This is a genomic window from Peribacillus sp. TH16 (assembly GCF_016651095.1).
GTDB classification, from domain to species: Bacteria; Bacillota; Bacilli; order Bacillales; family DSM-1321; genus Peribacillus; species Peribacillus butanolivorans.
This window is the reverse complement of sequence record NZ_JAEKEM010000002.1, coordinates 1,806,351-1,829,014: the sequence shown is the minus strand read 5'-3', so window position 1 is coordinate 1,829,014 and position 22,664 is coordinate 1,806,351. Positions and strand designations below refer to the sequence as shown.

Annotated in this window: 19 protein-coding genes; 18 read left to right on the top strand and 1 reads right to left on the bottom strand. The window is 38.3% G+C overall.

Annotated features, from left to right (window positions below; genetic code table 11):
• Positions 1 to 41: 41 nt before the first annotated feature.
• Positions 42 to 1,454, top strand: a complete 1,413-nt coding sequence (locus JFV29_RS08765; RefSeq protein WP_201182554.1) for an MFS transporter — start codon at positions 42 to 44, stop codon at positions 1,452 to 1,454.
• A 40-nt stretch (positions 1,455 to 1,494) separates the two neighbouring features.
• Here the strand turns inward: JFV29_RS08765 and JFV29_RS08760 are convergent, their stop codons facing one another.
• Positions 1,495 to 2,673: an ROK family transcriptional regulator gene (locus JFV29_RS08760; RefSeq protein WP_201182550.1), complete on the bottom strand. Its 1,179-nt coding sequence runs from the start codon at positions 2,671 to 2,673 to the stop codon at positions 1,495 to 1,497.
• A 250-nt stretch (positions 2,674 to 2,923) separates the two neighbouring features.
• On the opposite strand from JFV29_RS08760, the gene uxaC reads away from it, so the two are divergent.
• The 17 genes from uxaC (at position 2,924) to JFV29_RS08680 (ending at position 22,610) form a co-directional block, all read left to right on the top strand.
• Positions 2,924 to 4,327, top strand: a complete 1,404-nt coding sequence (uxaC, locus tag JFV29_RS08755) for a glucuronate isomerase (protein ID WP_201182547.1) — start codon at positions 2,924 to 2,926, stop codon at positions 4,325 to 4,327.
• A 91-nt stretch (positions 4,328 to 4,418) separates the two neighbouring features.
• On the top strand, positions 4,419 to 6,209 hold the full coding sequence (gene uidA / locus JFV29_RS08750) for a beta-glucuronidase (RefSeq protein ID WP_201182544.1): 1,791 nt from the start codon (positions 4,419 to 4,421) through the stop codon (positions 6,207 to 6,209).
• A 622-nt stretch (positions 6,210 to 6,831) separates the two neighbouring features.
• Positions 6,832 to 7,767, top strand: a complete 936-nt coding sequence (locus JFV29_RS08745) for an AraC family transcriptional regulator (RefSeq protein ID WP_201182542.1) — start codon at positions 6,832 to 6,834, stop codon at positions 7,765 to 7,767.
• Positions 7,768 to 8,655: a sugar phosphate isomerase/epimerase family protein gene (locus JFV29_RS08740; protein ID WP_201182540.1), complete on the top strand. Its 888-nt coding sequence runs from the start codon at positions 7,768 to 7,770 to the stop codon at positions 8,653 to 8,655.
• A 2-nt stretch (positions 8,656 to 8,657) separates the two neighbouring features.
• Positions 8,658 to 9,818 carry a Gfo/Idh/MocA family protein gene (locus tag JFV29_RS08735; RefSeq protein ID WP_201182538.1) on the top strand — a complete coding sequence of 387 codons (1,161 nt, stop codon included), beginning with the start codon at positions 8,658 to 8,660 and terminating at the stop codon, positions 9,816 to 9,818.
• A 74-nt stretch (positions 9,819 to 9,892) separates the two neighbouring features.
• Positions 9,893 to 10,897, top strand: a complete 1,005-nt coding sequence (locus JFV29_RS08730; protein WP_201182536.1) for a Gfo/Idh/MocA family protein — start codon at positions 9,893 to 9,895, stop codon at positions 10,895 to 10,897.
• Between the two features lie 4 nt (positions 10,898 to 10,901).
• Positions 10,902 to 11,765, top strand: coding sequence for a sugar phosphate isomerase/epimerase family protein (locus tag JFV29_RS08725; protein ID WP_201182534.1), 864 nt, complete (start codon positions 10,902 to 10,904; stop codon positions 11,763 to 11,765).
• Positions 11,766 to 12,494: 729 nt separating this feature from the next.
• Complete coding sequence (locus JFV29_RS08720; protein ID WP_056523305.1) at positions 12,495 to 13,265, top strand: SDR family oxidoreductase; 771 nt, start codon at positions 12,495 to 12,497, stop codon at positions 13,263 to 13,265.
• A gap of 880 nt (positions 13,266 to 14,145) precedes the next feature.
• Positions 14,146 to 15,723, top strand: a complete 1,578-nt coding sequence (locus tag JFV29_RS08715; RefSeq protein WP_446728212.1) for a spore germination protein — start codon at positions 14,146 to 14,148, stop codon at positions 15,721 to 15,723.
• A gap of 7 nt (positions 15,724 to 15,730) precedes the next feature.
• On the top strand, positions 15,731 to 15,859 hold the full coding sequence (locus JFV29_RS30960) for a hypothetical protein (protein WP_274606935.1): 129 nt from the start codon (positions 15,731 to 15,733) through the stop codon (positions 15,857 to 15,859).
• On the top strand, positions 15,846 to 16,964 hold the full coding sequence (locus JFV29_RS08710; protein WP_342366525.1) for a Ger(x)C family spore germination protein: 1,119 nt from the start codon (positions 15,846 to 15,848) through the stop codon (positions 16,962 to 16,964). Before JFV29_RS30960 ends, JFV29_RS08710 begins: the two co-directional genes overlap by 14 nt.
• A 14-nt stretch (positions 16,965 to 16,978) precedes the next feature.
• Positions 16,979 to 17,182 carry a hypothetical protein gene (locus JFV29_RS08705; RefSeq protein WP_207205095.1) on the top strand — a complete coding sequence of 68 codons (204 nt, stop codon included), beginning with the start codon at positions 16,979 to 16,981 and terminating at the stop codon, positions 17,180 to 17,182.
• 56 nt (positions 17,183 to 17,238) lie between these two features.
• Entirely contained in the window at positions 17,239 to 18,336 is a 1,098-nt protein-coding gene (locus JFV29_RS08700; RefSeq protein ID WP_201182528.1) for a GerAB/ArcD/ProY family transporter, read from the top strand.
• A 143-nt stretch (positions 18,337 to 18,479) separates the two neighbouring features.
• Positions 18,480 to 19,592 (top strand): GerAB/ArcD/ProY family transporter, encoded by a 1,113-nt coding sequence (locus JFV29_RS08695; RefSeq protein WP_342366522.1) that lies wholly within the window; start codon positions 18,480 to 18,482, stop codon positions 19,590 to 19,592.
• 129 nt (positions 19,593 to 19,721) lie between these two features.
• A complete protein-coding gene (locus JFV29_RS08690; protein WP_242486803.1) occupies positions 19,722 to 19,874 on the top strand; it encodes a hypothetical protein in 153 nt (50 codons plus the stop codon).
• An 82-nt stretch (positions 19,875 to 19,956) separates the two neighbouring features.
• Positions 19,957 to 20,322 (top strand): SRPBCC family protein, encoded by a 366-nt coding sequence (locus JFV29_RS08685; RefSeq protein ID WP_342366521.1) that lies wholly within the window; start codon positions 19,957 to 19,959, stop codon positions 20,320 to 20,322.
• Positions 20,323 to 20,768: 446 nt separating this feature from the next.
• The gene (locus JFV29_RS08680) at positions 20,769 to 22,610 is read left to right on the top strand and encodes a sigma-54-dependent Fis family transcriptional regulator (protein WP_201182526.1); all 1,842 of its coding nucleotides are present in this window, start codon (positions 20,769 to 20,771) and stop codon (positions 22,608 to 22,610) included.
• The last annotated feature ends 54 nt before the right edge of the window (positions 22,611 to 22,664 follow it).

Genomic DNA, 22,664 nt, shown 5'->3' with positions numbered 1-22,664 from the left:
CTGATGAATCAGTGGATTTCTAATGCTATGGAGGGATGAAAATGAGTCAATTAGAAAGGTTGGAATCCGTTGAAGAAGCTGTTGTATACGTTAAAGTCAGAAAATTTGGTATTAGAGATAAACTAGGTTACTTATTTGGGGATTTTGGGAACGACTTTTTCTTTATTTTAGTAAGTTCTTTCTTAATGGTTTACTATACGGATATTTTTCATATCAGTGCAGCTACAGTTGGAATACTTTTTTTAATTGCGCGTTTATGGGATGCTGTTGCGGATGTTACTTGGGGACGTTTCATTGATACAAGAAAGCCAGGCAAACATGGAAAATTTAAACCTTGGATTTTCAGGATGTCCTTTCCATTGGTACTGTCAGGTATATTAATGTTTGTGAAGATTCCAGGTATGTCTGATGGCTTTTATATGGCCTGGGCCTTTGTCACTTACATTGTTTGGGGAACTTTGTACAGCACAGTAAATATTCCATACGGCTCGATGGCTTCAGTTATAACAAGCGATCCTGTCGAACGTACATCACTATCCACATTCAGGACAATGGGAGCTATGTTGGCTAGTTTAATTATTAACGTAGTGGGTCCATTAATTCTATTTGTGGATAATAAGGCAGATCCAAACCATTTTCTGGTAGGAGCTATCATTTTTGGACTTCTTTCTATCTCTTGTTATATAGCATGTTATAAATTATCGACCGAACGAATTATTGCCCCTATAAATGAAAATCAAAAATCTTCTTTAAAAAAGTCTGTAAAAGGAATTGTCAAAAACAAGCCTTTATTGTCTATCCTTGCAGCATCCTTAATTTTCATGATGTGTACGATGCTGATAGGAGCAATTAATGTGTATTTGTTTAAGGATTATTTCAGCAATGCGTCAGCCCTAAGTTTAATAGGATTGGTACAAACTGCCGCAGTTTTCGTTGCTATGCCAATAGCAAAACCATGCGTTGCTAAATTTGGTAAAAAAGAAACGGCGTCAATAGGGATGCTGCTTGCGGGGGGAGTATATGGGCTACTGTACTTCATGCCGAACCTATCTGCGATACAATTCATCATCATTTCAGCAATAGGGATGTTTGGATTTGGATTCTTTAATATTGTGGTGTGGGCATTTGTAACAGATGTAATAGATTATCACGAATATTTAACTGGCCTTCGTGAAGATGGAACTGTGTATTCAATCTATTCATTTGCTCGTAAAGTAGGACAAGCAATTGCAGGAGGAATCGGCGGTTTTGCGATTGCAATGGTTGGATACGATGCAACACGAGAAGCACAAACACAACAAGCGCTTGATGGAATTCATGCACTGGCAACCTTAGTACCCGCAGTCATCTATATAGTTGTTTTCTTAATTTTGGCCTTCCTTTATCCATTAAATAAGAAAAGGACCATTCAACTGGCTGAAGACTTGGCTGAGAGAAGAAATATTAAGGATTAGTGAAAAAACTCCCCTGAAACACAGAAAGGGGAGTTTTTCGTTATTTCTTGGGATAGCTATTTTCATAAGAAAGATTCAGAATAGGAACATCAAGGAAATTTTTGATTGCAAGGGCACATGCTCCCATTACACATGATTTTTTTCCAATTGCCGATAGAGTAAGTTCACGGTAATGACTAATGGAGGAGGTCAGATTATTCCTGATTTTGTTAATGGAATCAGGATATATACGAAGCAATTCACTGTCTAATACCAGTACGTCCGGATTATACATGTTAATCATATTGTTTAGGCCAATGGATAAGTAGTAAATAAATCGTTCCATAATCTTATGTACCGCTTCATCACCTTCATCAATCCACCGTTGAATATTCTCATATGTCAAATTTGGGATTTGTTTTTCTTCTGAAAGAAATTCAAAAATACTCGATTCTGAAGCGTATTTCTCCCAGCAGCCTTTATTACCACAATTACACTGCTTTCCGTCCGGAACAACAATCATATGGCCAATTTCTCCTGCAAATCCATCATGTCCCCGAAAAAACTCATTCTTCATCATCATTCCAAGGCCTATTCCAGAATGAAAGGTTGCGCTTAAAAGGTTATCTGCTTCATGATGCACAAAAATACGCTCAGCAAAAGCACTTAGATTAGCATTGTTTTCAAGATGAACATCAATTTCAAATTCCTTTTCTATGTCGTTTTTTAAATTGATATCTTTCCATTTAAATCGTGGTACAAAGTGAATGAGTTCGTCTTTTCCTACCAGACCATGGATTGCAATGACTATACCAACAATTCCATAGCGACTGTCAGCGTATTTGGCTTTGTACTTTTTGATCGTTTTATTCAGCAGTTTGAGAATCTCCGAGTAGTCTGTAGTATTTATTTCTTTGATAGAGGAGGTGACACTACAGCCGAGAAGATTGCTTAGAGTGAAGGAAATCCGTCCGTAATCAATGTCAATCCCGAGCGCATATCCTGCTTGGCCGTTTAAGGAGAGCATGATAGGCTTCCTACCGACACTGTTATGCTCTAGTTGTGTTTCTACTATTAGATCTTCGTCCAATAAATCTGCAACCTGCGCTGAGATAGTTGCTCTTGTTAAATCCGTAGCTTTGGACAAATCTGCCCTTGAAATCATGCCTTCTTTTATTATTTCTTTAATAATTAACCCACGATTAATTTTTTTGATATATGCTGCATCACCGGTAATCATTAATATCCTCCCATTTTGGCAACAACTTTTAGATATATTTTTATTATAACAGTTTCTCGTATGTCAAATACTATTAGATTATAGTGTATTCAGATAGAGTTAATTGACGGAAAAGTGAAAAAATGATAAATTATTTATATAATTAATTAGTTTAGTAAACGAATTAATAGGATTAGCTAATTAAAAATGAAAGGGCTTACAGTGGAACAGATGCTGGTACCCATATAAACTTTTATCAGGAGGGAAATTTATGAAAGTCTTTTTGGATGATCATTTTTTGTTAAACACGGACACAGCAATCGAATTATACGAAAATGTTGGTGGAAACCTGCCGATTTTTGATTTTCATTGCCACTTATCCCCACAAGAGGTATGGGAAAACAAACCCTATGAAAATATTACACAATTGTGGCTTGGAGGCGACCATTATAAATGGAGAGCCATGCGTATGCACGGAATTGGCGAGCGATATATAACAGGTGATGCAGAGGATTGGGATAAGTTTGCTGCATGGGCGGAAACGATGCCTCACTTAATTGGAAACCCTCTATATCATTGGGCACACATGGAGCTGAAATTGTTTTTTGGTATTGAAAAAATCCTGAGCCCTGAAACTGCGCAAGAAATTTACGATGAGTGCAACGAAAAGCTTTCCAGGCACGAATTCAAACCAAGATCATTTATTGAAAAATCAAACGTTAAATTTATTGGAACGACGGATGATCCTATTTCTGAGCTCGAATTCCATCAGTTACTGAAGCAGGATGAATCCTTTCAAATAACCATTGCTCCGACTTTCCGTCCCGATGGCGCCTTATTCGTCGAACGTCCTGATTTTAAAAGCTGGCTTCAAAAATTAGAAAAAGTATCAAAAATTAAAGTGGATTCAATTGAAAGCCTAATAAAGGCCCTTAAACAACGAGTCAATTACTTTCATGAAAACGGTGGTAGGGGTTCGGATCATGATATTCAGAAAATGGTATATGTAGACACCACTATAGAAGAAGCGGATATCATCTTCAAGAAACGGATGAATGACGAACAGCTATCAACTGAAGAATTGACTGCTTACCGATCATTCTTATTGAAGGAATTGGGGAAAATGTATGCAGAAAAGCAGTGGGTTATGCAGCTGCATATGGGAGCTATGCGTAATAACAACACTAAGATGAAAGAACTAATTGGTACAGATATTGGATTCGATTCTATTGGAGAGACCAATTTAGCAGAAGGATTATCTAGTTTTCTTGATGCGCTTGATCAAGATGGATCCTTACCCAGAACTGTATTATTCAATTTAAATCCAAAAGATAATGCGATTCTTGCGGGAATGATCGGAAATTTCTTTGAAGAAGGGATCCCGGGAAAAGTTCAATTTGGTTCAGGCTGGTGGTTTAATGACCATATTGATGGAATGGAAAAACAAATGAAGGAACTTGCGAATGTCGGACTTCTGAGCCACTTTGTTGGTATGCTGACAGATTCCCGAAGCTTCCTTTCGTATGCTCGCCATGATTATTTCCGTAGGATTCTTTGCAACATCCTAGGCGATTGGACTGAACAAGGATTAATGCCTAATGATAAAGAGCTACGTGAGCAAATGGTCAGGAATATTGGCTATTACAATGCTGAAAAATATTTTGCGAAACGATAAAAAATAATTGTTGTCTTTTTTTGCTTGATTATTTAAATGTTAATGGAGTTAAAAGGAATAAATCATTTTATTTTTTTAAGGAGTGTTGGACATGTTATATCCCATCGTAACTGAAACTCGAAACCTTATAGACTTGAATGGAATTTGGAACTTTAAACTGGATGCAGGTGAAGGGTTTCATGAAAATTGGAAAGACGAAAAATTGGCTGGCACTATGACGATGGCGGTCCCATCCTCTTTCAATGATGTAGGAGTTACGGGTGAAATCCGCAATCATGTTGGCTGGGTCTGGTATGAACGTGAATTTACAGTGCCGGCCATTCTTGCTTCAGAACGTGTTGTATTAAGATTCGGTTCTGCAACACATGCTGCAAAAGTATATGTGAATGGAGAGCTTGCAGTTGAACATAGAGGTGGATTCCTCCCATTTGAAGCAGAAATTAATTCCTTTTTAAAAGCAGGAAAAAATCGGTTGACGGTAGCAGTAAACAATGTTGTCGATCATTCAACACTGCCAGTTGGAACCTATGTGGAAAAAGAGGTAGCTGGTATTGGAGAAGTAATTCGCAACATTCCGAACTTTGATTTTTTCAACTACGCTGGATTACAGCGTCCGGTAAAAATCTATACAACACCCCGTACTTACATTAAAGATGTAACGATAGTGACAGAATTGAATGGAAAGGTAAGCTACACCGTAGAGACAGTAGGGAAATCAGAGGTTCATGTCAGTGTAGTAGATGAGTCAGGTGAAGTAGTTGCCACAGCTAATGGAGTCTCCGGTACAATCATGCTCAATGGTGCGAAGCTTTGGGAGCCATTAAATGCATATTTATATACGATGAATATAGAGCTTTCAGAAAATGGAGAAACGGTTGATCAATACGAACAGCCCTTTGGTATCAGAACCGTAGATGTACAAGATGGTAAATTCCTCATAAACAATAAGCCTTTTTATTTTAAAGGCTTTGGTAAACATGAAGATACACCAATTCATGGAAGAGGCTTTAATGAAGCAGGCAATGTAATGGATTTCAAACTTATGAAATGGATGGGTGCCAATTCATTTCGCACTTCTCATTATCCTTATTCTGAAGAAATGATGCGTCTTGCAGATCGTGAAGGCCTTGTTGTCATTGATGAATCAACTGCTGTCGGTGTTCATTTAAACTTTATGTCAGTTTTAAATGGACAAACAACAAAAAAAACCACATGGCAAGAAGTGAAAACGTTTGAGCATCATCAAGAGGTCATGAGAGAACTGATTGCCCGTGATAAAAACCATCCTTCAGTTGTGATGTGGAGCATTGCGAACGAACCTGCTTCAGAGGAAGAGGGTGCCTATGAATATTTTAAACCGTTAGTGGACCTGACGAAGGAGCTAGACCCGCAAAAAAGGCCCGTTACAATTGTTACACATTTAGGTGCGACACATAAAACCGATAAAGTTGCAGAACTGATTGATGTCCTTGCTCTAAACCGCTACTATGGCTGGTATATTGACGGTGGTGACCTTGATTCCGCAAAAGCAAAACTACGTGAGGAATTTACCGGCTGGAATGAACGTTGTCCAGGAAAGCCAATCATCATGACGGAGTATGGAGCTGATACAGTTGCAGGCCTCCATGATGTTGATCCAGTCATGTTCACCGAAGAATACCAAGTGGAATATTTAAAAGCCAATCATGAGGTATTTGATGAATTTGATAACTTTGTCGGCGAACAAGTATGGAATTTCGCAGACTTTGCTACTAGCCAAGGAGTTATGCGGGTCCAAGGAAATAAAAAAGGCATCTTTACCCGTGAGCGAAAACCGAAACATTCTGCCCATGAGTTACGAAGACGGTGGACGGAAATTCCTGATTACTTCTACAAGAAATAAATGTGTTAGTTAATAAAAAAAGAAATGATTAGAATCATTTAACGTGATGTAGAAAGGAAGAACGTACGATGTTTTAGGTGTATGGATAAAGCGGAATTGAACAGTTGCTTTATTGAAATCACTTTCCGATATCTTTACAAAAAAAGACGATGAAACAAGGAATCCTCTAAGGTCGTTATCCTGGATACAGAAGGTTAGAAAGGTGTAGATAAATGGACAAGCCAAATGCAATGGTTTTAGGGTGCAACTGCCGATCATTACAGCATAAGTGTTTGTCTACTTATATGCATGACAGTGGGGCTCATTCGCAACAATGAGTAGATAAAGAAGAGATCTTCTTTAAGAACTGGATGGGGCAAGAAGTGAACTTACTAACCTAGCAACCAATTATCCTTTAAACTTCAGTAGGAGACAAAATCAGCACACAGGAAAAAGCTGGTTTTGTCTCTTGTTTTAATTACATTGTTTATCTGATAGTATTGTGCAAAAAGCAATATCAGTCAAAAATATGGAACAATTCAGCTTTTTAGGAGAATGCTTTTTGTTTCTGGCTCCGATAAAATAGAAGTATATCAATAGAATCAACATATTGATAGCGCTTACTTGATGAGGTGTGAGAGTAATGAATGAGCATAAAATATTTTCGTATCCAAAGCAGCCTATGGATGAATGGATTACCTCTTTTTACCGAGTGAGGGGCGTTGAGTCGCATCTATTTAATTTTCACTCACATCAAGAGTATGAGATCTATTTCTTTCATTCAGGAGATTGCAGGTATTTAATCAACAATCGAATCTATGATTTACAACCGGGCGATATCATTCTTTTGGATGGTATGACATTACATAAGCCCAATCCACAGCCAGGCAGTACTTACATTAGAAGTATGATTCACTTTTCACCAATATGGCTGCAAGAGTTGTTGATTATCCTAGGCATCCCAAATTTACTAGACCCATTTCAAAAGCTTAACAATTGCTTGTTTCGGACAGGGTATAATGAATCGGGGATTTTTGTGGATGAAGGAATGAAAAGGATAACCAGTTTGATGGCGCATCTAGAGGCAGAGCTACAGCAAAAAGGCAAAAAAAACGAAACCATTGAAGCAGAAATAAGGCTTGAGCTTGTTCAATTGCTGGTGGGAATCTATAAAATGAGCCAAAAAGAATTAGCCCAGCACTCTAACAAAAGGACAGAAAAGGAACATCATGCTGAAGGTATTGCTTCATGGATTAATAACCACTATACCGAAAAAGTAACTTTGGATCGACTGGCCAATGATATGAAACTGAGTAAGTATTATGCTTCTCACGTTTTTAAAGAAGTAACAGGATTTACTGTCATGGAATATGTGATGGGCTGCCGGTTTAACCAGGTGAAGTATCTGCTGGAAATGGAACCTGATCAAACGCTGGGGAATATATCTCGTGCAACAGGTTTTGAGAGTATCGCCCACTTCAGCCGGTTTTTTAAAGAAAAAGCTGGCATCACCCCATCTCAGTACCGTAAAAGCAGACTGAAAATGGACATCACGGGAAGGAAGGAGGAACAAGTTTAAATGAATCCAAATCTAATGATTTCAGGTTTTTCTGATGAAATTTCATCGGATTTTGATATCCAACTTGACACTGTCTCACAGCTTGGAATGAAGTTTATTTCTTTGCGAGGCATTGATGGGAAGAATATTGGGGATTTCACAGTGGAAGAGATAAAAGAGACCGTACTTCCAAAACTTCAAAACGCAGGAATCGGTGTTTCTTCTATCGGTTCCCCAATCGGGAAGGTTTTCATAAATGATGAAGCAGGTTTTGTAAAACAAAAACGTATGCTGGAAGTCCTATGCCAAATAAGCAGACTGCTTGACTGTAGATATATCAGAATATTCAGTTTTTATATTCCTAAGGACGAAGATCCGGACCAATTCGGAGAAGATGTGATCAGGAAGTTAACGGAATTTGCTGCGATAGCGGAAAAATACGATGTTATTTTATTGCACGAAAACGAAAAGGATATCTATGGTGACGTTGGCAGAAGATGTACAGGAATTTTGAGGAAAGTTGCTTCACCGTATTTTAAAGCGATTTTTGATTTTGCCAACTTTGTACAGTGTGGTGAAAACACACAGGATTGTTACAACTTGTTGAAAGATGAAGTGATCTATATTCATATCAAGGATGCTATAACAACTAGTAATCAAAATGTTTTGTGCGGAACAGGAGAAGGCAGAATACCTGAAATTCTTTCTCAATTGATAGAAAGCGGTTACAAAGGATTCTTAACGCTTGAGCCGCATCTGGTTCAGTTTGATTCATTAAAGGATCTAGAGCTGGAAGATGCTGCAATGGTTATCGAGAATAATAAAGGACTTGATGGAAAAAGCGGATACAAACTTCAATACGAGGCACTCCTAAAGATTCTTGAAAAAATTGATAATGAGGAGAGATGATCATGAAAGCAGTGAGATTGGGAATTATTGGTCTGGGAGCACAAGGCGGATTATATGCAGGATTTCTGGCGGAGGGAAAAGTGAAAAATATGGTGATAGGAGCCATTTGCGACATCGATTCTGCTAAAAAAGAATTGGCCGCAGACAAATATCCGGACATCCCTTTTTACGATAATTATATTGACATGCTTGAAAGCGGAAATGTAGATGCTGTTGTTACCTGTGTACCACATTATCTGCATCCCGAAATAGGAATGGAAACATTAAAGAGAGAGATTCATGCTTTAGTTGAAAAGCCTGCGGGCGTTTATACAAAGCAGGTAAAGGAGCTGAATGAATATGCAGCCAAGAAACCAGAGTTGACATTCGGTATTATGTTCAACCAACGGACAAATCCACTCTATCAAAAAGTGAAAGAACTCATCGACAATGGTGAAATTGGTCAAATTCGTCGAACAAACTGGATGATCACAACCTGGTGGAGACCGCAGGGATACTACGATTCAAGCGCATGGAGAGCAACGTGGGGGGAAGAGGGCGGCGGTGTCCTTGTGAATCAGGCCCCGCACCAGCTCGACTTGCTTCAATGGATATGTGGTATGCCTAAAAAGGTATATTCTAATGTGAAATACGGTTATCAGCGAAATATTGCAGTGGAAGATGAAGTAACCGCTGTACTTGACTATGGGAATGGAGCCACTGGGGTTTTTATTACATGCACACATGATATTATCGGTACAGATCGGTTTGAAATTTTAGGTGACAAAGGCAAAATCGTTGTCGATGACAGCAAAAAAGTGACTATCAAAAGACTCTCGAAACCTGAATCGGAATTGAGCGACAGCATGAACATGCAGGATGTTATGAAAATTTTCATGGGCGGCAATCAATCTGATATATACAGTGAAGAAGTACTGGAATTCGAAAGTGTCTGGGGTGCACAGCACACAGCCGTATTGGAAAACTTTGCTGCAGCTATTGTGGAAGGGACTCCTCTACTAGCACCTGGCAGCGACGGGATATATGGAGTTACCTTAGCGAATGCGATCCATCTATCAAGCTGGTTGGATAAAGAAGTCGAAATCCCATTTGATGAAGAACTTTACTTAGAAGAATTGAATAAAAGGATCGATGAAGAAAAAAATACTCTTGTTACATCTTAATGTGAATTAATAATAGAAACAGACAAATTCTCAGTCTTACTGGCCAAGAGTTTGTTAGAGAAGGAGATTAGCTTATGTTGAAAACAGCAGTTATCGGGCTTGGAGATATTTCTTACATACACATTCTTGCAATACAAGCTAACCCGAATGTTGAGTTGAGTGCTGTCTGTGATATCGATGAAACATTAAAAGATTCTGTACCTGGTGTTAAATTTTACAATGATTATCAAATCATGATTGAAAAAGAGGCAGTCGATTGTGTCCATATTTGTCTGCCTCACGACCTGCACTATCCTGTAACGAAATATTGTATGGAACAAAGGATACATGTATTTCAGGAAAAACCTTTGGGCTTGAACACGGAAGAGGGACTAGCACTAGTAAAACTAGAGGAAGAAAACAAGAATATAAGGTTGTGTGTGTGTTTACAGAATCGTTTCAATGAATCTTTTGAAAAGCTTCAACGGATTATAGAAAGCAGAGAATATGGCAAGGTACTTGGTGTAAAGGGGTTAGTATCGTGGAATAGACCGTCATCCTATTATGAAGTGAAGCCATGGCGCGGCAAAATGGCATGTGCCGGCGGTGGAGTGATGATCAATCAAGCTCTTCACACATTGGATTTAATGCAGCTGATCGGTGGAGAAATGGCTTCGATAAAAGGGGAAGTTGCTCAGCTGCTGGATTATGAAATTGAAGTGGAGGATACAGCCACTGCACATATTACGTTTGAAAACGGAGCACAGGGGCTGTTTTTTGCTACAATTGCCAATGCAGAAAACGACAGCGTGGAGTTACAAGTACTTTTGGAGAAGGGGAAATTTACGATTAAAGACAGTATTCTATTTAGCGTAAATGAAGAGGGAAAGGTAAAAAGATTAGCAGAAGATGCGAAGATGCCCGGCTCAAAATTCTATTATGGTGCCAGCCATGCCAAATTAATTGATATATTCTATGAAAGTATTCTATCTGACACTCAAGATTATATTCATGCTAGAGAAGCCGTTCAATCGATAAAAATGATTGAAGCTATTCGAAAATCATCAGAAACGAAACAAGCAATATTCATGGAGGGATAAAATAATGGGAAAAGCTAAAATTGGTGTTCAAATGATGATGCTTAAAGGGAAAGTAGAAGAATTAGGTGTCTATGAAACAATGAGAAAAATTGAGGAGCTTGGTTTTCATGCTGTTGAGGTTTCACAAATTCCGATGACTGCAGAAAATGTTGCAGAGTTAAAGAGAGCCAGCCAAGATTTCAATATAAAAATCGCCGCTCTATCTGCAGCTTTAGAACCCATGCTGCCAGGAATGGGAGGGGAGACATTAACGAATGATTTTGAAAAGATTATAAACGATTGCAAAACATTGGATTGCAATTTTTTACGAATCGGCATGCTGCCCTTTACGACAATCGGGGATAAAGATAAAATCATGAGTTTTGTAAAAAAAGCAGACGAAGCGGCAGAGAAATTAGCAGAGCACGGCATTGAATTGTACTACCATAATCACCATATTGAATTCCAAAAATATGATGGTGAATATTTATTAGATATTATCAAGAATAACACTGCCAAGATTGGATTTGAATTGGATGTACACTGGATTCAGAGAGGCGGATTAGATCCTGTTGAGGTAATCAATAAATTTGAAGGCCGCATCTCATTGATCCATTTAAAAGATTATCGTATTGGACAAATTGATATGAGCGGTTTTGAAAATGAATTTGACCAAGGTAAGTTTTTTCAAGCATTTAACAATGTGATTCAATTCGCAGAGCTTGGTGAAGGAAGCCTTGATCTCAAAGCTATTATTGAAGCCGGTATAAAAAGTGGCTCACAGTACTTCCTCATTGAGCAAGATGAACTATATGGCCGTGATCCATTTGATTGCCTCAAAACTTCTGCGGATCACTTACGAAAACTAGGGTATTCTGATTGGTTCTAATAATAAAATAATAAATTGGAAAAAGCAGAATTAAGGAACCTAAACAGCAACTGGGGTTTTGTTGAGAGGTTATTTTAATTGGCATCAAGCAAAGAAGATATCGGAAGACAAAAAAACAATTCACGATTTATTTTTGTGAATTGTTTCGGACTGGTTCAGAAAGATCAAACGGTATAAATTCACCATACTCTTCCAACTTGTTAATTAAGGAAAGAATGAGATTTTTCATTTTATCGCCTCCTGTTGTGTTGTTGCCTTTATTATCAACTAATGGATAATTTTGAGTCAACATCGATGAAAGCGATAACAATAGTTAAGAAAACGTACATCATTCACTATTTACGCTATCATGCTCTATTATTCTTTCTCTTTCATAAGCTTTGTTTTGGGAGCTGTTCTTCAATATGTAAACATAAATTGATAGGAAGTAATGCTCCAAATGGATTTACGGAAGAACGATAATGATATTATTCACTTTATTAATTTGTCTGGTAAACAAATTAATAAAGGCTTTTTTTAAAGTGATTTTAAAGGGTTTACACAAACGTTATTGACCAACAAATAAAAAGACGTAATGGAGCGGGCTTGACCGCCTTGTGGAACGGACTCGAATGACTGTTGAATCTTAACAAGAAAAAGCCGTTCATAGTTCCGAGTATTGGAAGCTACGGGAGAAGGACAACTTGGAGTTACAGAGGACAGCATTGGCTGAATAGGAGGAATAGTAGAATGACAAATTTATTTGATTTAACTGGAAAAACAGCCGTTGCAATTGGCGGAAACAGCGTATTAGGTTCTTCCATCTCCAAAGGATTTGCCGCACAAGGCGCTAATGTAGCGATTGTCGGAAGAAACCTTGAGAAAGCGGAAGAAGTCGTTAAGGAAATTGAAAGCAGCGGTGGAAGTGCAAAGGCTTTTCAGGCTGATGTATGCTCACGTGATTCTTTATTGAAAGCGGCAGATGAAATTGAACAATGGTCCGGCGGTTGGGACATTCTTCTGAATGCACCGGGAAAAAATAGTTCAACAATGTTCTTTGAACTCGGAATGGATGAATGGGATGACATTATGGATGTCAATTTAAAAGGCATCGTGTTAACCTGCCAGATCTTTGCGAAGAAGATGATTGAACAGGAAAGAACAGGCAGTATAATTAATATTTCTTCTGTTTCATCGACCACGCCATTATCCAAGGTGTTTACATATTCTGTTTCAAAAGCAGGGCTTAACAGCGTGACACAGTTTTTGGCACGTGAATTCGCTCCGAACGGCATTCGTGTCAATGCTATAATTCCAGGTTTTTTCCCAGCTGAACAAAATAGCAAAATCTTAAGCGCTGAACGAATCGAGTCCATTATGAATCATACGCCAATGAATCGATTTGGTACACCGGAGGAATTGCAAGGCGCTGCTGTGTGGCTTGCCTCTGAAAGAGCATCAAGCTTTGTCACAGGAACACTAATTCGAGTGGACGGTGGATTTGGCAGCATGACAATCTAAGATATCAGTAACCCTACAGACTTGAAAATCACGCAACGATGCATTGCATCGGCTGCGGTGGTATTTTTAGGAGAAGTACTTCTTTAACAATCATAACCGGCTCTTCCACTGTTCCTCGTGTACCGTCCACAGAGTATTTCCACCAAAGTAAAGCTTAATCATGGTTCCAAGAGCCAGCTCGATGATTAATAATGGCGATGGCATCAATATCGCTCATTAAATGGATAAAAGAGGATCAGCTGATAACAGTAGCATAGAAATAACTATCAATGAAGAATCTATAAAACTAACATCTTAATGTATCATTCAAACTGTGAGGATGAAGAACAGACACATTATTCATTATCATTTTTTTCTAAGTATAAATCTTGTATCCAACTTTTAATGTAACATCAAAGGTCATTATTTTTAGGCTTAGCATATGAAGCATTAAAATATTCTATCTACCTAGTTCGTAAAAGTTATACTTTTACGAACTTTATTTATATATTTACGAATGTTATTGAAAGATGAGTTAAAAAAATGAAGTTGGAGGAAATGATTATAAATGCTAAGGAACTGGGGATAAATCAGGTCATAATGGAACGTAGTTTTGAAAATGAGGTGAGGGAATTACAGCCAATACTCAGTTTGAGTAAAAGAGTTATTTTTGACGAGTTTCTTCTATAGTTTTAAGTTTGCTGGCTATCATTTTAATCCCCTGCCGCTAACAAGTATATTAATTTTACTACCATTTCTCTTTATTTTTCATCATGATAAATCTTTTTAATATGAAAATTATGTTATGTGAGTTTTAGGATTTTCTGTATAAAATATCCTGGATGAAGAAACATAGAAAAATGGAGTTAGAGCGACCTGCAAAAAAATGGGGGTAACCAGCTTGATTCGTAATGTGAGTAAATTGTTAAGAAAGACGAAAGAAAAAAAACCTCAAATACAAAATAATTACCAGGATTCTAAACCGGAGGACCCTCTTAATGGAGAGTTTAGTCAAAATGTAGAAACGCTTCGCTTGATTTATGATAATTGTTCAGATGTCATGTTCCGTTCGTTCTTACTTTTCGGTAAAACGAGAGCAATGCTTATTTACATTGAGGGTCTTTCAGACATCGAGGGGATAGAAGAATATGTGCTTTCTCCACTCATGCAGGAATCAGTAAATGTGCCACAACCATTAAATGACTTTCTAGTACATAAAATGCCCATTTCAAAAGTGAAAAGAGTGAAAATGATAGCGGATTGCATTGAATCAATCTCCATTGGAAATCCGATCCTTCTATATGAAGGGGAGCGTGATGGATTTTCTTTAGGGTTGTCGAAATGGGAAAAACGGGCGATTGAAGAACCTGTTGCAGAGGGAGGAATTAGGGGGTCGCGAGAGGGATTTAATGAATCTCTAGAGGTAAATACATCTCAATTGAGACGTATTATTAAAAGTCCTGCTCTTAAAATGCAATCGATGAAAATCGGGAAGTATACTCAGACGACTGTTGCGATTGCATATATTGATGGACTTGTGGATAAAGCACTGATTGAAGAGATTACGATTCGGCTGGAACGAATTGAGATGGACGGTATTTTAGAAAGTGGATATATCGAGGAAATGATTGAGGACAATCCGTATTCACCTTTTCCTCAGATCTTGTCAACAGAACGGCCGGATGTAGCCTGTTCGTGCTTGCTGGAGGGACGGGCAGTCATTCTTGTAGAAGGAACCCCTTTTACTTTAATTGCTCCAGTATCTTTCTTTTCTTTGATTCAATCACAAGAGGATTATTATCAACGTTTTATGATAGGAACTCTCATCCGTTGGTTACGTTATATTTTTATGGTGTTATCTCTATTGCTTCCTTCCTTTTATATTGCTATTTTGACGTTCCATCATGAAGCGGTCCCAACTGCACTGCTGCTAAGCATGGCTGCATCCCGGGAGGCGGTCCCTTTTCCTGCTATTATCGAGGCATTGATCATGGAAATTACGTTTGAAGCACTAAGAGAGGCAGGGGTTCGATTGCCAAAGCAGGTAGGCTCCGCTGTCAGCATTGTTGGAGCGCTAGTGATTGGTCAAGCTTCCGTACAAGCAGGGTTGGTTTCAGCACCAATGGTGATTGTGGTTGCGATTACGGGGATTTCTTCTTTTATGATGCCTCGTTATATTGCTGGAATTGCGATAAGGATGCTGCGTTTTCCAATAATGCTGCTTGCTGGTACCTTAGGACTGCTTGGCATAATAATGGGAGTTATTGCTATAGTCATTCATTTGTGCAACTTGCGCTCCTTCGGTGTTCCCTATTTAGCACCACTTGCACCTTTAAAAGGTAAAGAACTGAAAGATGTACTATGGAGATCTCCTATGTGGATGATGGATACACGCCCGAGCTTTACAGGGAAATCTAACGTATACCGTCAGTCTCCAGATCAGGGGCCAAAACCCAAAAGGGGAAGTGAAACGGAGTGAATACTGGTTGGAGGCGATCAAGGATATTGGAGAAGGTAAAGAGGCGTCACTTCAGGAAAAGCGTCCTGCTTTTTCTGGGCTTTTGTGGAACAATCCCTTTAGTAAGCGGGTGTTGGGATCGAGTGGAAATCAATGATTTGGCGATTGTCACAGCAGCAGCCATCGAAAAAAAGGAAGATAATCAAATCGAGCTATCCATCCAAGTATTTATCCCTAAGTCATTAAGCAGCGGAGGCGGTCAAGGCGGGCCAGGTGGAGGCGGTGGAGTACCTACAACATTGGTTAGATCCGAAAAAGGATCCAATATTTCAGATGCATTGTCTAAGCTTCAAAGCAAGCTTCCACGCAAAATTTTTTGGGGACAATGTAAAGTATTTGTATTCGGCGAAAAGGTAGCGAAGGAAGGAATACAAGAGCATCTGGATTTCTTGCTGCGCCATCCGCAGCCAAGGGAGAGAGCATATGTGTATGTCAGCAAAGGAAAAGCTAAGCCTATCCTTGAATCATTGCCTCCTCTAGAAACCTATTCAGGGGAGGTGATGAGGGAACTAACTGATTTACATATAGGGATGCGGGTCACATTACAGAATTTAGATGAAATGTTAACAGGTAAATCTCACGCTGCTGCACTTCCGTTAATTGACATTTTACCGCCTGGGAAAGGTGAAAAGAAATTACAGGGGATTCCATACATTGTCGGAGCAGCCGTGTTAAATAAAGATAAAATGACTGGCACGATGACGGAAAAAGAAACAAGAGGGATATTGTGGTTAAGAGATGAAATAGAATCCTACACAGTGACCCTAAAACCCAAAGGTGAGAAAGGGGAGATATCTTTAAATCCTGTGTCGGCACAAGTCAAGCTGGTTCCACAAATTCAAAATAAGAAATGGAAATTGCTAGTGAAGGTTAATACAGAAGGATCTGTTATTCAGAATGGAACGAATATGATTCTTTCAAGTCCAAAAGCACTAAAGGATGCAGAAAGATCTTATCAAAAAGAGATAGAAAAGCGTATCGAGATGGCTTTTCTGCACACTCAGAATAAGAAAGCTGACATTATAGGGTTAGGTAGAGATTTCTATCGGAAATATCCTAAGCAGTTTAATAAAATCGAAAACCACTGGAATGAGATATTTGAGGAGATTGAAGTGGAAATTGATGTTGTGGCCCATATTCGCAGACAGGGCTATATAGACAAACCGGCGGGGCTGCCTGAGAAAGAGGTGAAGGACAAGTGAGATGGGGGACATTTTTGTGTACAACCGTAATTGTAGCTCTAATCATTTTGTATGAGTGGCCGAAAATAAAACAAAATCCTAAAAAAGACAAAATGGCTTTTTTTTCATTGCTCCTCATGGGTTTGGTTCTGTCCATGTTCAATATTCAACAAATGTCAGGACCTTCTGCATGGATTGTAACTTTTTTTAAGCCGTTTGGAGAGTTTATGGAAAAGTAAAGGCCCATGATTGAGGCGGATATCGTTTACCTTATGCAGAGGAAAGGAGGAGGATGATGGAGAGAGGTAAAATTTCATCCCTGCAGATGGCGATCATGTTGTATCCTACGATTGTGGCTACAGCTATACTCGGGGCTCCAAGCATCACAGCAAAATATGCTCTAAATGATTTATGGCTGTCCCCCATTTTAGCTGCCCTCATCGGGTACGCGACGGTGTATATCGCTTATAAACTGCACAAACTTTATCCGAAACAAACGGTTATCCAATTCAGTGAACAAATTATTGGTCGGATTCCGGGGAAAATTCTCGGTTTGTTATACTTGTTTTTTTATATCCCTATCACGGGGGAAATCCTAAGAGGTTACGGAGACTTTATTGTCGACTCTTTTATGGTCAATACCCCGATTATCGTGATCATGGCATCGATGGTAATCCTTTGTGCACTTATCGTACGCGGAGGTATAGAGGTGTTGGGGAGAGCTGCCGAATTGTTTTTACCTGTTTTTATCTTTCCGATCTGTTTCTTAATCATCCTACTGAGTGCAGATCTTGATTTTAAGAATATATTCCCGATATTGGGGGATGGGATTATGCCTCCACTAAAGGGTGCTATTATACCGGGTGGATGGTTCAGCGAGTTTTTTCTGATTATTTTTCTCCTCCCTTTTTTAGCGGATATGAAAAAAGGAATGAAATACGGGATGATGACTGTTTTTGCCGTGATGATGACGTTAGTTGTGGTAAACCTAATCGTTCTTTTTGTACTCGGGTCAACGACACCCTATAAGGTTTATCCTCTGATGAGCGTATCTCGATATATCAGCTTTGCCGACTTTTTTGAACATTTGGAATCCGCCGTTATGGCCATTTGGGTAGTAGGAGCGTTTGTCAAAATTTCTGTGTTTTATTATGCGGCTGCTTTAAGTACCGCCCAGTGGCTGAATCTTTCCGACTATCGGCCTGTTGTATGGCCGATAGGGATATTAATTGTAGAATTCAGCTTTTGGTCGTTTCCTAGCTCTATGGAAGTTAGTCGTTATGATATCACCGCCTTCCCTTTTCATGGAATTTTGATGCAAACGATTATTCCTCTGCTTTTGTTGGTGATTGCTTTTGTAAGGAAGCGAAATAAGGGAACGAAAACCCGCTGAATTAGATTTTCTCTTGATATTGGTGGGGCTCGTTATATGGGCGGGAGCACTTATAAAACCGTTAAGAGAGTTTATGCAAAGTGAATCGATCTTTGGGCTGCGTGATTTCGATTTTCCATACTATCACAGAAAGGAGAAAGATGATGGAGAAAGGCAAAATTTCATCACTACAAATGGCAGTCATGTTGTATCCTACTATCGTGGCTACCGCTATTCTTGGGATTCCAAGCGTCACAGCGAAATTTGCCAAAACGGATTTTTGGCTTTCCCCTATTTTTGCGTCCCTCATGGGGTATGTGACGGTGTATATCGCTTATAAACTGCACAAACTTTATCCGGAACAAACAGTTATCCAATTCAGTGAACATATCATTGGCCGATTAGCGGGGAAAATCATCGGTTTTATATTCTTGTTTTTTTATATCCAGATCACGGGAATCATTATCAAAGAGTATGCAGAATTTGTAGTGGACTCCTTTCTAATTAATACACCAATAATCGTGATCATGGGAACAATGACAGTCCTCTGTGCCTTCGTCGTACAAGGTGGTTTAGAAGGAATAGGGAGAGCTGCCCAATTATTTGTCCCTCTTTTTATATTTCCACTGCTTATTGCAATTATTTTGGTGTTCCCCGATTTTGAATTTAAGAATATATTCCCTATATTAGGGAATGGGATTATGCCTCCAATCAAGGGTTCAATTGTTCCGGGTGGATGGTTCACGGAGTTTTTTCTTATGACTTTTTTCCTTCCTTTTTTAGCGGATAAGAAAAAAGGAATGAAGTATGGAATGTTGACGGTCTTTGCTGTGATGATCACGTTAGTTGTGGTAAATCTTGTCGTTCTTTTTGTACTCGGAACAACGACACACACTAAGGTTTATCCTCTGATGAACGTAGCTCGTTACATCAGTTTTGGCGAATTTTTTGAACATATGGAGTCCATCGTCATGGCCATTTGGGTAGTAGGGGCTTTTGTGAAAATTTCTGTGTTTTATTATGCCACTGTTTTAGGTACCGCACAGTGGTTAAATCTTTCGGATTATCGGCCCATTATATGGCCGTTAGGAATCTTAATGATAGTTTTCGGCTTTTGGTCAATGCCTAACTCAATGGACTTGGAGCGTTTTAACCTCGAAACTTTTCCTATTTATGCAGTATTAATACAAACTATTATTCCGCTGTCTTTATTGGTGATAGCTGTTATACGTAAAAGAAAAAGCAAACGAAATAGTAAGGGAATCAATTCAGGCTAATATTTCAGATTGTTGCCGTTTTATTTTTTAATTTTTTTAGGCATTGAAAGGGAATGGTGATTCTTCCTAGAAATAACAGGTTAGCGGGTCGCAAAATATCGTTCTCAATAACGTTTTACGATTCAGGAAATGATTACTGTAATGGAGGATGAGTCATTTGCAAATTTAGAACAATTGTTGATAAAGAAAAGAAAGAAAATACAAATCCAAATAAAAGACCTATGGCTTCAGGCGGATGAGATTGATGAGTTTCTTGCATCAGGGAAGGAGGAAAATGAATGATCCAATGGAAAGAAGAAAGGATAATCGAGAGTAATATTGAAAATGTGTGGAGTTTATTTTTTGATAAAATATTAAGAAAATTATGGATAAAGTGGAGGAGCATACACTAATTGAAAAGAAGGAAGAGGAAGTGGGCGCAAAGCATAGGCAAAGTTATCGTGAAGGAAAGGGATTGGAAACCTATATCGTTGAAACATTAAAGTATGAAGACCTTGAGGATAAAAAGCAGAAGCAAATTAGTTTTGTTTTAGGAAAGGCCTTTGAAATTACTCTAACGTTTACGTTGCTTAAGATCGATGATACACACACGAAATTTATTTATGAGGGGCAAAACAAAGGAGTTAATTTTGTAGGTAGAGCAATGTTGAAACTAGGTAGCGAGAAAAGCAACAATAAGGTAGTACAGGAATTTATGCAAAAGGTTGAACAAGAAGCGCTAAAAGCTTAGCGTATGGAGCGAAATTATTACTCTATGTTAATACAACGAATGAGCTTTTTCATACATTCGATGTTAGCAGTAAAACGGATACTGTAGTCTATCTCCTCTAAGAACTGAACGACTGGCCCCTGATAATGTTACCTGTTGAAATCTCTTCAAGCGTAAGTAATCAATAGTGATTTTCCTAAGGCTTCCTTTAAGCTTGTCTTACTTTCTCCTTATGTAATGTCTAATCCAATGATGGAGCCGATTTTTCATCCCTCCTGGATCAGATCTAGATTAACCTAGACCCCTCATTTTTAGTGCATATATGCTTATGCTTCGACTATCAAAATACGTCTAGAGTTAAAACTCACTTGGGCAAGAAGGGATGATATAATTTGGATATATGTGATTATTTTACAAAAAGATAGAATGTATCTACCAAATATTATATTTTTGGGGGAGGGGAAACAATGAGACATAATTTAGTAGAACATAAAGAGCATTTTCAGCGAGACGAATTAGAAGTTGCGCGCTGGATGAAAACAGATTTTGTTTTTTTGCGTAATACCACTACGTTAAAAGATGCAGCGGAGCTTCTTATAAAGAATCAATTGAATGAGGTACCGGTTGTTGATAAACATCAACATTTTCTTGGTGTATTATCTTTATCTATGATTATGCAATCCTTGTTAAAAGACACTTCCCTAGATGAGTCAATCGAAATACATTATGACCGGAGGATTAAACCGCTTTCCTTTCAAGAAATATTATCAGACATTTCGCCACTGACTAAAGCTAGTGTTCCTGTTGTTAATAATCAAAATATTTTGATAGGTGTGTTGACTCAGCATGAAATTTTAGAAGTTCTTGCCCAAACCTATCACAAAATGAACTTGCTAGAAACTAAGGTAGAATGGTTCAATGTTTGTTTTGATAATATTTATGAAGGTATTATTGTAGTTGATAAAAATGGTTTCGTCAAAATGATTAATAAAGCATATAGTAGTTATCTTGGGGTGGAACAAGGCGCAGCTATTGGTCAACATGTAGTAAGTGTAATAGAAGGAACCCGCTTACATATTGTTCTTCAAACCGGAATTCCAGAACGGAATCAAGTTCAATTTTTGCAAGGACAGGAAGTGGTTGCTCATCGTATTCCTATTTGGAGGAATAATGAAATAATCGGTGGGATAGGGATACTCGTTTTTCAAGGGGTATCTGAATTATATAGGATATTTGATAGAATCCAGGACTTACAAGTCACAAAAAATCCTTCACTTTCTAACATTAATATTGAACAACAGCCTCCAAAAGAGGATCCAATAACCTTTGCTCAAGTCATTGGTGAGAGTGAAAGCTTTGCACATGCAAAAAACATTGCTCGTCGTGCAGCAAAGTCACCTGCATCCATATTGATAACGGGTGAAAGTGGAGTAGGAAAAGAGATATTTACCCAGGCAATTCACTCCCTTAGTAATTACAGCGGAGGTCCTTTTATCAGTGTTAACTGTGCTTCTATACCTGAACAATTATTAGAATCGGAGCTATTTGGTTACGAAGAAGGGGCTTTTACTGGTTCAAAGAAAAAAGGGAAACCAGGGAAGTTTCTTTTAGCGCACAAAGGGACCCTTTTTCTCGATGAGATTGGTGATATGCCTTTACATATGCAATCAAAGATATTACGTGTCCTGCAAGAAAGAGAAGTAGAACCAGTTGGTGGATCAAAGCCTATTTCTGTCGATTTCCGACTTATTGCTGCGACCAACCGTCCAATCGAGGATATGATAAAAGAAAATAAATTCCGAGAAGATCTTTATTATCGTTTGAATGTCATTCCCATCTATATTCCACCTTTAAGGGAAAGGAAAAATGATATTCCACTTCTTATTGGTCACTTTATTAAATTAATTTGTAAAAAATATAAGATACCATCTAAAGAGATTAGTAGAGAAACGGTAGCAGCTATGATGGAGTATGATTGGCCAGGAAATATCAGGGAGCTGGTGAATGTAATAGAAAGGCTAGTTACATTGGTAGAAGGCCATGATATTTATTTTGATGATTTTCAGCGCTATTTTTTAGAACAAAAAAGGCAGATTCCAGAATTCACAACAATGGAAAAAACGAAACTTGAAAGTTTTAACTCATTTGAAAGCCTTAAAAATGCAGGATTAAATAAGGAAAAAGAATTATTACTTCTAATTATTAAAGAAGAAAAGGGAAATAAAACACGTGCAGCAAAAAAATTAGGGATCTCAAGAGCTACTTTATACAATAAATTGAAGGAATATAACATAGAATTGTCTACTTGATTAGACAACTGAACAAAATATTTTACAACTGTATAATAAGTTATACAGTTTTTT

Coding starts and splice junctions, on each gene's coding strand:
- JFV29_RS08765 (WP_201182554.1), top strand. CDS start 42: ATGAGTCAATTAGAAAGGTTGGAATCCGTTGAAGAAGCTGTTGTATAC.
- JFV29_RS08760 (WP_201182550.1), bottom strand. CDS start 2,673: ATGATTACCGGTGATGCAGCATATATCAAAAAAATTAATCGTGGGTTA.
- uxaC (WP_201182547.1), top strand. CDS start 2,924: ATGAAAGTCTTTTTGGATGATCATTTTTTGTTAAACACGGACACAGCA.
- uidA (WP_201182544.1), top strand. CDS start 4,419: ATGTTATATCCCATCGTAACTGAAACTCGAAACCTTATAGACTTGAAT.
- JFV29_RS08745 (WP_201182542.1), top strand. CDS start 6,832: ATGAATGAGCATAAAATATTTTCGTATCCAAAGCAGCCTATGGATGAA.
- JFV29_RS08740 (WP_201182540.1), top strand. CDS start 7,768: ATGAATCCAAATCTAATGATTTCAGGTTTTTCTGATGAAATTTCATCG.
- JFV29_RS08735 (WP_201182538.1), top strand. CDS start 8,658: ATGAAAGCAGTGAGATTGGGAATTATTGGTCTGGGAGCACAAGGCGGA.
- JFV29_RS08730 (WP_201182536.1), top strand. CDS start 9,893: ATGTTGAAAACAGCAGTTATCGGGCTTGGAGATATTTCTTACATACAC.
- JFV29_RS08725 (WP_201182534.1), top strand. CDS start 10,902: ATGGGAAAAGCTAAAATTGGTGTTCAAATGATGATGCTTAAAGGGAAA.
- JFV29_RS08720 (WP_056523305.1), top strand. CDS start 12,495: ATGACAAATTTATTTGATTTAACTGGAAAAACAGCCGTTGCAATTGGC.
- JFV29_RS08700 (WP_201182528.1), top strand. CDS start 17,239: ATGGAGAGAGGTAAAATTTCATCCCTGCAGATGGCGATCATGTTGTAT.
- JFV29_RS08695 (WP_342366522.1), top strand. CDS start 18,480: ATGGAGAAAGGCAAAATTTCATCACTACAAATGGCAGTCATGTTGTAT.
- JFV29_RS08690 (WP_242486803.1), top strand. CDS start 19,722: ATGATTACTGTAATGGAGGATGAGTCATTTGCAAATTTAGAACAATTG.
- JFV29_RS08685 (WP_342366521.1), top strand. CDS start 19,957: ATGGATAAAGTGGAGGAGCATACACTAATTGAAAAGAAGGAAGAGGAA.
- JFV29_RS08680 (WP_201182526.1), top strand. CDS start 20,769: ATGAGACATAATTTAGTAGAACATAAAGAGCATTTTCAGCGAGACGAA.